Origin of the sequence: Planomicrobium soli (assembly GCF_003014655.1) — a bacterium.
Taxonomy (GTDB): domain Bacteria; phylum Bacillota; class Bacilli; order Bacillales_A; family Planococcaceae; genus Planococcus; species Planococcus soli_B.
The window spans coordinates 28,740-41,463 of sequence record NZ_PYAT01000012.1; the positions used below are offsets into that span (position 1 = coordinate 28,740).

Here is a 12,724-nt window from a genome sequence, read left to right on the forward strand (position 1 = left end):
AAACCCTTGGCCGAAATTTCGGCCAAGGGTTTCTGCTATTAATCTTCCATCGTGGACAGATCGCCTGTCGGCAAATCCAGCTCCCATGCTTTGAGTACACGGCGCATGATTTTTCCGCTTCGTGTTTTCGGAAGCTTGTCCTTAAATTCAATTTCTCTCGGCGCTGCGTGTGCTGCAAGTCCTTTTTTTACAAATTGCTGAATATCTTGGATAAGTTCTTCAGATGGATCGTAACCTTCGTTTAACGCTACAAACGCTTTAATGACTTCTCCCCGTACCGGATCCGGTTTCCCTATAACACCAGCTTCGGCTACTGCCGGATGCTCGAGCAATGTGCTTTCCACTTCAAACGGTCCAACACGTTCACCAGAAGTCATGATAACGTCATCCACACGGCCCTGGAACCAGAAATACCCTTCTTCATCCATATAAGCGGAATCGCCCGAAACGTACCATTCATCGTTCATGAAATATGATTCGTACTTTTGCGGGTTATTCCAAATTTGGCGCATCATCGAAGGCCAGCCTTTTTTGATGGCCAAGTTGCCCATTTGATTCGCCGGCAGCTCATTGCCTTGATCGTCTACGATAGCGGCTTTGATGCCTGGCACCGGCTTGCCCATCGAACCCGGTTTGATTGTCATAGAAGGATAGTTGCAAATCATATGCCCTCCTGTTTCCGTCATCCACCATGTATCATGAATCCGTTTTTTGAACACCTGCATGCCCCAGCGCACTACTTCTGGATTCAGCGGTTCTCCTACTGATAACACATGGCGCAGCGTCGATAAGTTGAATTCTTTTACCAGCGCATCTCCTGCTCCCATCAACATGCGGAATGCAGTCGGTGCGCTGTACCAAACAGTTACACCAAAATCCTCAATCGCTTTATACCAGCCTTCTGGAGAAAAACGGCCGCCTAGAATTACTGTAGTCGTTCCAGTAAGCCAAGGAGCAAACACACCATAAGCGGTTCCTGTAACCCAACCTGGATCGGCTGTGCACCAGTAGATGTCCTGCTCATTTAAATCCAGAACCCATTTGGCGGTCTGGTATTGCTGGACCATCGCATATTGTGCGTGAAGTACACCTTTTGGTTTCCCGGTTGAGCCGGATGTATAATGCAGTACAAGCCCGTCTTCTTTATCAAGCCATTCGATCTCAAACTGGTCGGAGCTAGTGCCCAAGTATTTTTGCACATCAATAACTTTTTGGTCTTCTTCAATTTTTTCGCCTACAAGGAAAATAGTTTTCAGATTAGGCAAGCGCTCATGCGGAACACGCGACAGCAATTCCGGCGTTGTGATAATTGCTTTAGCATCACTGTCATCTAGGCGGTCATAAATAGCACCTTCCATGAATGCCTCAAATAATGGACCAACAATCAATCCCATCTTCAAAGCGCCAAACATCATGAAATACAGTTCTGGCGAGCGTGGCATGAAAATGAAGATCCGATCCCCTTTTTCTAAATTAGAATGCGCTTTCAATAAATTTGCCGCTCGGTTCGTCATTCTCTTCATCTCATAAAAGGTATAAGATTCGCTTCTGCCTTGGTCTTTATAATAAAGAGCAACTTTGTTTTTCCGATCAGACTCTGCGTGGCGATCAATCGCTTCATACGCCATGTTGACTTTGCCGGTCTCATACCAGCTAAACTCCTTCTCAACATCGGTCCAATCAAAGTTTGCAGCAGTTTCTTCATAATTATGTAATAAATAATTTCCTTGTGCCGCTGGTATCGCTTCCACTTTCATCTTAATCATCCTTTCATGTCGAGTCTATTTCATTCTACAACATTCTGACAATTGAATGCCAATTATTTTAATTTTTTAGAAAAGACACTCTCTTCTCGGACAATAGTCCCCAATTCTCTCCAGTTCATGTATAATAAAGCTAATTGTAACCAACAGGCGGTGAAAAAATGGAACATAGGAAAACTTATAACGTGATAGAGTTAAAAACAAAACATGGCACGATTGTAGTTGAAGGACCAGTTCCTTCCAGCGAATTGAAAGAACTTGATTTTCACGAAGACCTGGTCGCTTTTCGCCCGCCCGAACAGCAGCATAAAGCGATCACCGGCATTGCTGATTTGCCGGAAGGCCGAATTCTAATTGCGCGCGATCAAAACACCATCGTCGGATATGTCACATTTCTGTATCCGGATCCTCTTGAACGCTGGTCTCAGGGCAAAATGGAAAATCTCATTGAACTCGGTGCGATTGAAGTTATCCCGAAATTCAGAGGCAGCGGCGTCGGAAAAGCTTTGCTTAAAGTCTCGATGATGGATGATGCGCTTGAAGATTTTATCGTCATCACCACCGAATATTATTGGCATTGGGATTTAAAGGGAACCGGCTTGAATGTTTGGGAATACCGAAAAATTATGGAGAAAATGATGCAGGCAGGCGGCCTTGAATATTATGCCACTGATGATCCTGAAATCAGCTCGCATCCGGCAAACTGTTTAATGGCTAAAATCGGCAGCCGCGTTGATCCCGAATCAGTCCAAAAATTTGACCAATTGCGCTTTATGAACCGCTACATGTATTAATTCTAAGGGGTGTAGGCATGTTAGTTGAGGAAATTATGAAAACCACTATTTATTCGCTTCGGCCAGATCAAACCGTTAAAGAAGCTGTTCTGTTATTTGAAGAAAAACACATTCGCCATGCGCCGATCGTAGAAGACGGTAGATTGGTCGGGGTTTTATCAGACCGTGATTTGAAAGACGCATTGCCTTCTCGCTTTGCCACTTCTCCACCACCTGAACGATATGAGAAAAGCCTGGAAAGCATTATGACGAAAAATCCTGTTACTGCTCACCCAATGGATTTTGTCGAAGAAATCGCTTTGGTGTTTTACGAACAACAAATCGGCTGCCTTCCTATTATCAGTGGGGAAAAACTTGTAGGCTTTTTAACAGAAACCGATTTGTTATACAAATACATTGAATTGACAGGAGCCCATCAACCCGGTTCTCAAATTGAAATTAAAGTTCCTAATCGTTCTGGCGTATTATACGAAGTCTCAAGAGTGTTTTACGAAAAAAACATCAACGTTTTGACTGTCTTGGTATACCCCGACAAACAAAATACCAATGATAAAATTTTGGTTTTCCGTGTCCAGACGATGAATCCGATAGCTGTGATCCATGACTTACGTAAAGAAGGTTTTGATGTTTTATGGCCAAACACACCCAAAATGAACAAATAAAACATGCCGTCTTTGTCTATTCGGAAGATCAGTTGGGGTATAAGTTTTCTGAGACACATCCGTTCAACCAGAAACGGCTCGTTCTAACCATTGACTTGCTCAAAGAAATGAATGCGCTTTCAGATCATAATATAGTGCCGGCGCGTATAGCGACGGATGAAGAACTATTATTGGCTCATGATCAGCGATATATCGACATCGTAAAAAAAGCAAGCCGCGGAGAAATCTCCCCAGAATCCGGTGAAAGTTACGGCATTGGCACAGAAGATACTCCAATTTTCGAAAACATGCATGAAGCCAGTGCCCGTTTGGTAGGCGGAACTTTGACCGCTGTCGATTACGTGATGGAAGGAAAAGCTCAGCATGCGCTCAATTTGGGGGGCGGCCTTCATCATGGCTTCCGTGGAAAAGCTTCTGGATTTTGCATATATAATGATAGTTCCGTCGCCATCAATTACCTTAAGAAAAAATACGGATCGCGCGTCCTTTATATCGATACTGACGCACACCATGGAGATGGCGTACAGTGGTGCTTTTACGAAGATCCGGATGTGTGCACTGTTTCCATCCACGAAACCGGACGTTATTTGTTTCCAGGTACAGGCAACATCAACGAACGCGGAAGCGGCCAAGGATATGGAACCAGTTTTAACTTTCCGATAGATGCTTTCACTGAAGATGAATCGTTTCTGGAAATTTACCGCACTTCCATGAAAGAAATTATCGAGTTTTTCAAACCCGACGTTATCCTTACTCAAAATGGAGCAGATGCGCATTACTTGGACCCGCTGACGCATTTATACGGCACGATGAACATTTACCGGGAGATACCCAAAATAGCTCATGAACTGGCTCACGAGTACTGTGAAGGCCGCTGGATTGCAGTTGGCGGAGGCGGTTACGATATATGGCGCGTTGTACCTAGAGCCTGGTCTTTCCTTTGGATGGAAATGAACAACATTCCCCTTCCTGAAGGTAAATTGCCGGAAGCTTGGCTATCCAAGTGGCAGCCTGAATCACCTGTGCGGCTAATAGACACATGGCACGACCCTGATAATATGTATGAAGCCATTCCGCGAAAAGAAGAAATCACTGATAAAAACCAGCAGATGCTGAATAAAGCGTTGTATATGATTAGAAATGCGTAAAAGCTCCCCGCTTGGGGAGCTTTTTTAAGCGTTGTTTTTAGTAGATTGACGTTCTTCTATGCGATATGGAAGTATCACTTGGTTTTCTTCGATTTCTTCTTTGTTCATATATTTTGTTAACAAACGCATGGATACAGCTCCGATATCGTATAAGGGGAATGCGATAGAGGTAAGCATAGGTCTCGCCATACGTGCTAATTTCGAGTTTTCATAGCTGATGATTTCCACATCTTCTGGAATCTTTTTTCCAATTCCTTCTAATCCATGTATAACGCCGATCGACATTTCATCGTTGCTGACAAAATAAGCTGTCGGATCATATGGTTTCAATGCTTCAACAGCTTCCATGCCCTCTTCATAAGTATTATTGCATTCGACAACCAATCGCTCTTCAAATTCAATCCCAGCGTCTACCAAAGCTTGTCTATAAGCTTTCAGCTTATAATCTTTGTTGACTTTTGACGTCATTGGACCTGAAATAAAAGCGATTTTCTGATGGCCGTTATCGATCAGTTTTTTTACAGCTTCATAAGCTGCTCCATAATAATCGATATTGACCGATGCAATCGCAGACGATTCGTCGATAGATCCGGCCAAAACAATCGGAGCTGAAGAACGTTCCATTTCGTGCAAAAGTTCTGGTGTAATAGCGCCGCTCATGAAAACAATTCCGTCCACTTGTTTGCCAAGCATGGTTTCCAATAATTGAAGTTCTTTGTTTTGGTTTTGGTCTGAATTCGACAAGATGATATTATAGCGGTACATTGTAGCGATGTCCTCAATACCACGCGCAAGTTCGGCATACATACTGTTGGAAATATCAGGGATGATTACGCCTACTGTTGTAGTTTTTTTGCTGGCAAGCCCTCTTGCCACTGCATTGGGACGGTATCCCAATTCTTCTATAACTTTTAATACTTTCTTTCGTGTGGCAGGCTTTACATTTTGATTTCCGTTTACTACCCGTGAAACGGTAGCCATGGAAACATTCGCTTCTCTTGCCACATCATAAATTGTTACAGTCATTGTACGCCTCCTTTCCATTGCTCTTTTAATCATACGATAGAAACTTTCATTATATCAACTAAAAAAGAAAAGCCGGGTATATTCCCGGCTCTTCGGTCTTATGCTTTCAATTCGTATTGCTTCATAAACTTCATCAAAGCATCGTAGTATTCGTCAAATTGAGGTATGCTCATTTGCTGTTGAGCATCAGATAAAGCAACTGCTGGATCTGGATGAACTTCAGCCATTACTCCGTCTGCACCAATAGCGATAGCTGCTTTGGCTGTAGGCAGCAGCAAATCACGGCGGCCGGTAGAATGAGTAACGTCGACAAACACCGGAAGGTGCGTTTCTTGTTTCAAAATTGGCACCGCAGAGATATCAAGCGTATTTCTTGTCGCTTTCTCGTATGTGCGAATTCCGCGTTCGCATAAGATGATTTGGCTGTTGCCGTTTGCAATAATGTATTCCGCAGCATTGATGAACTCATCAATCGTTGCAGACAACCCTCTTTTCAAAAGAACCGGCTTATTGATTGAACCGACTGCTTTTAAAAGTTCAAAGTTTTGCATATTGCGGGCTCCGACTTGAACAACATCCACATAATCCAATGCAGCTTCTAGATGGTGTGGTGTAACGATTTCAGAAACTACGGCTAAGTTGTTTTCATCAGCGGCCTTTTTCAACATTTTTAAGCCATCTAATCCAAGACCTTGGAAATCGTATGGAGAAGTACGAGGCTTGTAAGCACCTCCGCGAATCATTCGCAAACCTTTACCGCCAATCGCTTCAGCAACTTTTGAAACTTGCTCTTGAGACTCTACTGCACAAGGTCCAAAAATGAAAGACGGGCCACCTTCGCCGATTTTCTCGCCATTGATCGTAATGATTGTGTCTTCTGCTTTCTTCTTACGGGAAACCAATAATGCTTTACGGTGATCTTCTTCCTGCATATCAAGAGCTGATTTGAAAATCTCTTTAAATATGTGGTCAACCGTTTTTTGGTCTAATGGACCGCTATTGTTTTCTTTCAATAAATCAAGCATATGGCGTTCGCGCATTGGATCGAATTTTTCCATCCCTTGCTTTTCCTTCAATTGCCCGATGTCTTGCACAATTGAAGCCCTCTCGTTAATAAGGGATAGAATTTGAAGGTTTACTGCGTCTACCTTTTCTCTTAGCTGCTCTAAATCTAAATTGCTCATTCTCCAACTTCTCCTTTCGCAAATCACCTTACTTAGTGACTCATCTTAACATATTAAAACTATTATATGCAAAGTATTCGGGAAAGTCACGAAATATTTTAACGCTTCAACGCGCGAAAGTATATTGCGTACAAAAAAGAGCCGAAGCTTGATAGCTTCGGCTCCTTTGTTAAGCGAGAAATTCCTGCATTGCGTCACTTCTGATCTTGCCGTGAGAGGCGTGCCAATCAACAGTTTGATTAGAAAAATGAAACAGTTGAGGAGATTCATGTTTAATTTGCGTAATCTCCTCAATTGCCGTGGAAAGTTCCCGATCTTCTTGTACAACTAAAAATAGAAATAGTTGGTTAGGGTGCAGCGAACAATATTCATTGTATTCATTCCAAGCAGCTGCTGACACTGGACATGTGTTGCTGTGTTTAAACAGCCAATAATGTTGAGTGCCTGAAGTGGCTTGTTTCAAACCATCTAAATTTTGAACACGAACTAAATTTTTCATGAAACCCGCTCCCAAAATATTTCGTATTATTTATTTTTGTTGTTAGATTTATTTGAATTGTTTGAGCTGCTTGAGCTATTCGAGTTGCTCGAGTTGTTCCAACGGCCCGAATTATTCGTGTTTGACGATTTGTTTGAGCTGTTAGAAGTTGAACCTGAACCAGATCCTTTATTGCTTGAAGTTCCAGTCGATCCTGTAGAACTCGCAGAACCTGAAGAACTTGTTGATCCTTTTGAAGCTGTTGAATCAGTAGAAGCAACAGGATTAGTAGAACCTACTGTACCAGTAGTTCCTGACGCTGCAGTACCTGACGTCCCTTTAGATCCTGAAGCATTAGATGAACTTGATTTACTTTCTTCTTTCACTTCTTCAACTGCTTCTCTTAAAGCATCTGCAGTAGATGTGAAGTTTTCTTGGCCGCTTGTTGTCGAAGTTGTATCGCTTTGGTTTTGAACAGTATCCAACATTTCGATTGACTCTTCACCTTCAGAAGAAGCAGTGCCATCGTCCATTGGCGACTGGCCACCCTTAATGTTTTTAACCTTATCGACAACTTTTGAAGATTGGTCTTTAACTTGCTGTGTCAATCCACCTGACTTTTCTTTGACAGTGTCTGTATAGCCAGCTGTCTTTTCTTTCAGGGTAGAAGCATGCGTATTAAGATCCGAACGGAATTCTTTGCCGGTTTTTGGCGCTAAGAACAGGGCTGCTGCTGCACCGATAAGGCCGCCAATGATTACGCCTGTAAGAAAGCCTTTTGAAGACGCTTCTTCTTCGTAGTCATACAAATCGTCATAGCGGTTCGCCATGCCATATGATTGCGGCACATACTCGCTTTGTTCAAAAGCGCTGCCGTTCTGTGAATAATAAGTGTTGTTATATGCCGAATCATTGTAATTTGAGTTTTGCTGATTGTCTTGTGAATTTCGATTGTTGTTGTTTTGATTATTGTAGTTTTGTGTCATTAATAATTCCTCCAATTAATTTTAAGATTTCTTAAACTTGTTTATTGTGAGGCAATTGTTTTTGGCCAGGAACCGGCTCGTATGCAGAAGTTGCACGAGCTTCATAAATCTTGCGTTCCTTCCAAGTATCGCGGATTCCCATTAAGACATTGCTCCATTGCACAACTGTAGCAATTTTGTCCCGGTTATCTTCGACTTGTGAAGTGACAGAAGTCGTGATGTGACGAACGGATGAATTCAGATCTGTTACAGAATTCCCGACCCCTCTCACAGCATCCACAACCGTATTCAATTTCTGTGACTTGTCTTGGATGTCTTCTGCTAACTCATTTGTTTTATGAAGCAGATTCGTTGTTTCCAATGTTACACCTTGCAATTGATTTTCAAGACCTGCAACAGTTCCTGAAACTTCGTTTAGTGTGTTTTTTAGTGAGTTCAATGTCATTGCCAACGCAACGCACAACACTAAAAACCCTACTGCAGCCACGATAGCGGCTATGTAAAGCAGTATTCTCCAATCCATGTTGTTTCCTCCTTTTTAACTAACCGTTATATTGTTTTCTACCCCTACTGAAGTTCCACTAAACCAACCCCCTTTACATTTATTCAACACACACGTATGAATTCCTGCCTAAACAAAAAAACAGTTTAACCAAAAGGTTAAACTGTTTCCTCTGTCTGAATCAAGTTTTCGAAAGCTTCTTGGAACTTTGTAACATCCCCAGCCCCCATGAACAAGAACACTGCATTGCCGTGCTCAAGCAAGTTGCTGACTCCATCTTCTTTCAATACATGGCTGCCTTCAATTTTCTCAGCTAAGTCCTGGATTGTCAGTACTCCGGCATTTTCACGTGCAGAGCCGAAGATGTCGCATAAATAAGTATGGTTGGCATCCGCTAAGCTGTCTGCAAATTCCTGCAAGAAAGTTTGAGTTCTCGAGAAAGTATGCGGCTGAAAAATGGCAACCAGTTCACGATCCGGAAATTTTTGGCGCGCAGACTGCAGCGTTGCCCGAATTTCAGTCGGATGGTGCGCGTAGTCATCGATTAAGATACGACCACCGATTTCTGTTTGGGTAAATCTGCGATTCACGCCGCCATAACTTGAAAATTGCTGCTGGATAACATCCGCTGGAATGTTCTCGTAATGGCACAAAGAAATTACTGCAAGCGCATTTAGAATGGTATGGTCGCCAAACATCGGAATGGTGAATGTATGGAAAAACTCATTGCGGATCATTACATCAAAAGTAGTTCCGGAAGTCGTCTTTATAATGTTTTGTGCTTGGAAATCATTTTCTTCTCCCAGTCCATAATAGACTACTGGAATCGGTGCTTGGATTTTTTGCAAGTGTTCATCATCGCCACAAGCAATAATGCATTTTTTTACTTGCTGAGCCATTTCTTCAAACGCGCTGAAAACATCTTCAATGCCGCTGAAGTAATCCGGATGATCGAAATCGATATTGGTCATGATCGCGTAATCCGGATGATAAGCTAAAAAGTGGCGGCGGTATTCACAAGCTTCCAGTACGAAGAAGTGCGAATCCTCTTTGCCATAACCTGTACCATCCCCGATCAAATAGGAAACTGGTTTATGGCCGTTCAATACATGCGCCATTAAACCCGTTGTAGAAGTTTTGCCATGCGCTCCTGTTATTGCAACCGAAACATATTGTTTCATCAAATCGCCCAGGAACTCGTGATAGCGGATGATTGTCGCTCCCAGCTCTTTTGCTTTAACAAGTTCTGGATGGTTATCGTTGAAAGCATTGCCGGCTACGATCGTCATATTTGCTTCAATATTGTCCGGATCAAAAGGCAAGATGGTGATGCCTCTTTCGCGAAGCCGGTCCTCTGTAAAAAAGTGCTGCTCTATATCGGAACCTTGAACCTGTTCCCCCATATCATGCATGATTTGTGCAAGCGGGCTCATTCCGGCGCCTTTAATGCCCGTAAAATGTAAGACTGTCATAAGTGGACCTCCTGTGGAAGCTGAAAATTAGTCTATAAAGCCCTTGGGAGGCTTTATAGCTGGTTTTTATATAACTAAGTTTGTAATTATATCATATTTTTATGTTGTTCATAAATGACCGATAGTTTTTACTATTCGTGCAGTTCGCAGGGAGATTATTGAAAAACTTCTGCCATATCATCCGCAGTGATCAAAACAGATCGCGCTTTGCTGCCGTTTTGTTCGGAAATAAACCCTTGTTCTTCTAGCAAATCCATTAGTCTCGCTGCCCGGTTATAGCCTATATGGAATTTCCGTTGCAGCAATGAAGTGGATGCCGTTCCTTGCGCTAAGATAAAGCGGCATGCTTCTTCGAACAAGTCATCCTGTTCCCCTGGTGAAGTTGTTCGCTTCATCAGCTCTTCTTCTTTAAAAAAGTACTCGGGTTTGCCTTGTGCCCGCACATGCTCAATAATGGTTTCAATTTCTTCATCTGTCACAAAAGTTCCTTGAAGACGGACTGGCGCTGACATGCCGTTTCCAAGGTAAAGCATGTCCCCTCTGCCAAGAAGCCTTTCAGCTCCTTGCGAATCCAAAATGGTCCGGCTATCCACTTGCGATGACACGGAAAATGCAATACGCGTCGGGATGTTTGATTTGATCAAGCCGGTAATAACATCCACAGACGGACGCTGTGTTGCTATGACCAAATGGATGCCGCAAGCTCTTGCTTTCTGTGCAATTCGGCAGATGGCATCTTCCACATCAGAAGGCGACATCATCATTAAATCGGCCAACTCATCAATGATAATAAGAATATAAGGAAGGTGCTGCGCATGATCCCCTTTTTCTTTCACCGTTTTATTGTATCGGCTTATATCACGGACTCCAACGTGAGCGAACAATTGGTAGCGCCGCTCCATTTCTTCAACGGCCCACTTCAAAGAAGCGGTTGCAGCTTTCACATCTGTAATTACAGGGCTGACCAAATGCGGGATATGGTTGTAAGGAGCCAATTCCACCATTTTCGGGTCAATCAACAATAATTTCAAATCTTTCGGTGAAGACTTGTACAACAAACTCACTAAGAGAGAATTGATGCAGACACTCTTCCCTGAACCGGTTGCTCCGGCAATCAAACCGTGCGGCATTTTGCGCAAGTCAAGCGTCACGGGCTTTCCAGTCAAATCCAGCCCAAGTGCCGCTTCCAGCGGAGAATCAGATTCCCTAAAGACCGGGCTATCAATAATTTCTGAAATCCGCACTGCGCGTGATGTTCGGTTTGGAATTTCGATGCCGATAGAGCTTTTCCCAGGAATCGGCGCTTGTATGCGTATGTCTTTTGCCGCAAGTGCCAATTTCAAGTCGTCGGCTAAGTTACGGATTTTGCTGACTTTCACTCCTTGAGCTACCGTTAGTTCGAATTGGGTGACAGCTGGCCCTTGGACAATACTTAAAATGGACGCCTGGATTTGAAAATGGGAAAGCGCTTCAACTAGCCGTTCGCCCTGCTCTTCCATCCAGCTCTCATCTTTCCGGTCATCTTCCGGCGCCAATAAGAAGTCGCTTTCCGGATGCAAATAAGCCGATGGTTTTTCTTCCGCTATTTCAATAGGAGACTCTTTTTCTGCCGGAAGGCTTTCTTTGGCTGGTTTTGTCTCTACTGCTATCGCTTCGGCTGGTTTTGAGGTTTTTTCTATTTTCAGTTCCGTCGCTACCGCTTCTTCACGCTTAGGCTCGACTGGTTTATTTGCAGCCGAACTTCCGTTTTTCATCAGCCGCTGTTTGTCTGACTTCAGCATCAACACATTGAAAGGCACCGTTTTTTCGCGTTTCTTTTCCTGGACCGATTCTGCTTTTTCAATCTCAGGTTGCAGTTTTTGTGCTGTTATATGTACTGCTTGTTCATTTTCTTCTTTTACAGGTTCTTGCGGTATTGTTACGGTTTCTTGATCGGCGAATTCCTGTACTAGGACCGGTTCTTCTTCAACTGCCGGCTCTTGTACGCTTTCTTTTTCTTCTTCGACGAACGTTTCTGTTCTACTAACAGGTGCCTCTTCTATTACAGGCTCTTGTAAAAGAATGGGCGCTTCTTCAAGCACTGGCGCCTGCTCTTGAATAGCTGGCGGCGCTTCCCGATAAACTGGGGTTTGCCCAGCATTAGCTCCTGAAATTAGATTTTCGTCTAAAATCGGTTGTGAAACAATTGATTTTCCGCTCGGTTCTTTAGTCTGTTGAACCGTCTGCCTATGTGCCATTGGCTCGGGCAACTTTTTCGGTTCAAAATGAATTTCTTTCCGTTCGAGCAAGTTTTCGATCGGTGCCGGCCTTGATTCATCAAAGCCGTATACCGGAGAAGGAACCTTTGTCGGCTCGAAACGGCGCGTTTTGTTAAGTGGCTTCGGCGCAGAAGTTTGCGGTCTGCTCTTTGGCGGTACGGTCTTGTTGCTTGGAGGAGCAATAGGTTTACGTACCGGCGAAACTGCCGGTTCCGGAGTCTGCATCTCAAGAGACGGAAGCTTTTCCTTCTTCATAGAAGGTTCTATTTTCACTAGTGTGGCATCCCGTCTTATGAAGACCTCTTTTTCATCATCCGGAATAAGCGGAAAACGAAATGGAGTCGGCCCTTTTTGCTGAGGCGGCGCTTGTTCCCAGTCGGCTTCCTTACTTTCCTCTTCTAAATCCTCAGGAAACATACGCTTCCATATATTTTTTACCCAGCCCATATTG

Annotated in this window: 11 protein-coding genes; 3 read left to right on the forward strand and 8 right to left on the reverse strand. The window is 43.4% G+C overall.

Annotation, left to right across the window (positions count from 1 at the left end):
• Positions 1 to 38 precede the first annotated feature (38 nt).
• The gene (acsA, locus tag B0H99_RS14020; protein ID WP_106534319.1) at positions 39 to 1,757 is read right to left on the reverse strand and encodes an acetate--CoA ligase; all 1,719 of its coding nucleotides are present in this window, start codon (positions 1,755 to 1,757) and stop codon (positions 39 to 41) included.
• A 167-nt stretch (positions 1,758 to 1,924) separates the two neighbouring features.
• Between acsA and B0H99_RS14025 the strand changes: the two genes are divergently transcribed.
• Genes B0H99_RS14025 through B0H99_RS14035 form a run of 3 tightly spaced genes read left to right on the forward strand, consistent with a single transcriptional unit; the run spans position 1,925 to position 4,367 of the window.
• Entirely contained in the window at positions 1,925 to 2,557 is a 633-nt protein-coding gene (locus B0H99_RS14025; protein WP_106534320.1) for a GNAT family N-acetyltransferase, read from the forward strand.
• Between the two features lie 17 nt (positions 2,558 to 2,574).
• Entirely contained in the window at positions 2,575 to 3,219 is a 645-nt protein-coding gene (locus tag B0H99_RS14030) for an acetoin utilization AcuB family protein (RefSeq protein ID WP_106534321.1), read from the forward strand.
• Positions 3,189 to 4,367 carry an acetoin utilization protein AcuC gene (locus B0H99_RS14035; RefSeq protein WP_181313678.1) on the forward strand — a complete coding sequence of 393 codons (1,179 nt, stop codon included), beginning with the start codon at positions 3,189 to 3,191 and terminating at the stop codon, positions 4,365 to 4,367. Before B0H99_RS14030 ends, B0H99_RS14035 begins: the two co-directional genes overlap by 31 nt.
• Positions 4,368 to 4,391: 24 nt before the next feature.
• On the opposite strand, the gene ccpA is transcribed toward B0H99_RS14035, so the two are convergent.
• The 7 genes from ccpA to B0H99_RS17675 all read right to left on the reverse strand — a co-directional run bounded on the left by ccpA (position 4,392) and on the right by B0H99_RS17675 (position 12,720).
• Positions 4,392 to 5,393: a catabolite control protein A gene (gene ccpA / locus B0H99_RS14040; RefSeq protein ID WP_106534322.1), complete on the reverse strand. Its 1,002-nt coding sequence runs from the start codon at positions 5,391 to 5,393 to the stop codon at positions 4,392 to 4,394.
• Positions 5,394 to 5,491: 98 nt separating this feature from the next.
• Positions 5,492 to 6,577: a bifunctional 3-deoxy-7-phosphoheptulonate synthase/chorismate mutase gene (locus tag B0H99_RS14045; protein ID WP_106534323.1), complete on the reverse strand. Its 1,086-nt coding sequence runs from the start codon at positions 6,575 to 6,577 to the stop codon at positions 5,492 to 5,494.
• A 169-nt stretch (positions 6,578 to 6,746) separates the two neighbouring features.
• Complete coding sequence (gene ytxJ, locus B0H99_RS14050) at positions 6,747 to 7,076, reverse strand: bacillithiol system redox-active protein YtxJ (RefSeq protein WP_106534324.1); 330 nt, start codon at positions 7,074 to 7,076, stop codon at positions 6,747 to 6,749.
• A 26-nt stretch (positions 7,077 to 7,102) separates the two neighbouring features.
• Entirely contained in the window at positions 7,103 to 8,041 is a 939-nt protein-coding gene (locus B0H99_RS14055; protein ID WP_106534325.1) for a YtxH domain-containing protein, read from the reverse strand.
• A gap of 31 nt (positions 8,042 to 8,072) precedes the next feature.
• Positions 8,073 to 8,564, reverse strand: a complete 492-nt coding sequence (locus B0H99_RS14060; protein WP_106534326.1) for a DUF948 domain-containing protein — start codon at positions 8,562 to 8,564, stop codon at positions 8,073 to 8,075.
• A gap of 137 nt (positions 8,565 to 8,701) precedes the next feature.
• Positions 8,702 to 10,015, reverse strand: coding sequence for a UDP-N-acetylmuramate--L-alanine ligase (gene murC, locus B0H99_RS14065; protein ID WP_106534327.1), 1,314 nt, complete (start codon positions 10,013 to 10,015; stop codon positions 8,702 to 8,704).
• A gap of 155 nt (positions 10,016 to 10,170) precedes the next feature.
• On the reverse strand, positions 10,171 to 12,720 hold the full coding sequence (locus tag B0H99_RS17675; RefSeq protein ID WP_146137272.1) for a DNA translocase FtsK: 2,550 nt from the start codon (positions 12,718 to 12,720) through the stop codon (positions 10,171 to 10,173).
• Positions 12,721 to 12,724 lie beyond the last annotated feature (4 nt).

What these genes read in the sequence shown, in the direction of transcription:
- acsA (WP_106534319.1), bottom strand. Translation starts at nt 1,757, where the DNA reads ATGAAAGTGGAAGCGATACCAGCGGCACAAGGAAATTATTTATTACAT.
- B0H99_RS14025 (WP_106534320.1), top strand. Translation starts at nt 1,925, where the DNA reads ATGGAACATAGGAAAACTTATAACGTGATAGAGTTAAAAACAAAACAT.
- B0H99_RS14030 (WP_106534321.1), top strand. Translation starts at nt 2,575, where the DNA reads ATGTTAGTTGAGGAAATTATGAAAACCACTATTTATTCGCTTCGGCCA.
- B0H99_RS14035 (WP_181313678.1), top strand. Translation starts at nt 3,189, where the DNA reads ATGGCCAAACACACCCAAAATGAACAAATAAAACATGCCGTCTTTGTC.
- ccpA (WP_106534322.1), bottom strand. Translation starts at nt 5,393, where the DNA reads ATGACTGTAACAATTTATGATGTGGCAAGAGAAGCGAATGTTTCCATG.
- B0H99_RS14045 (WP_106534323.1), bottom strand. Translation starts at nt 6,577, where the DNA reads ATGAGCAATTTAGATTTAGAGCAGCTAAGAGAAAAGGTAGACGCAGTA.
- ytxJ (WP_106534324.1), bottom strand. Translation starts at nt 7,076, where the DNA reads ATGAAAAATTTAGTTCGTGTTCAAAATTTAGATGGTTTGAAACAAGCC.
- B0H99_RS14055 (WP_106534325.1), bottom strand. Translation starts at nt 8,041, where the DNA reads ATGACACAAAACTACAATAATCAAAACAACAACAATCGAAATTCACAA.
- B0H99_RS14060 (WP_106534326.1), bottom strand. Translation starts at nt 8,564, where the DNA reads ATGGATTGGAGAATACTGCTTTACATAGCCGCTATCGTGGCTGCAGTA.
- murC (WP_106534327.1), bottom strand. Translation starts at nt 10,015, where the DNA reads ATGACAGTCTTACATTTTACGGGCATTAAAGGCGCCGGAATGAGCCCG.
- B0H99_RS17675 (WP_146137272.1), bottom strand. Translation starts at nt 12,720, where the DNA reads ATGGGCTGGGTAAAAAATATATGGAAGCGTATGTTTCCTGAGGATTTA.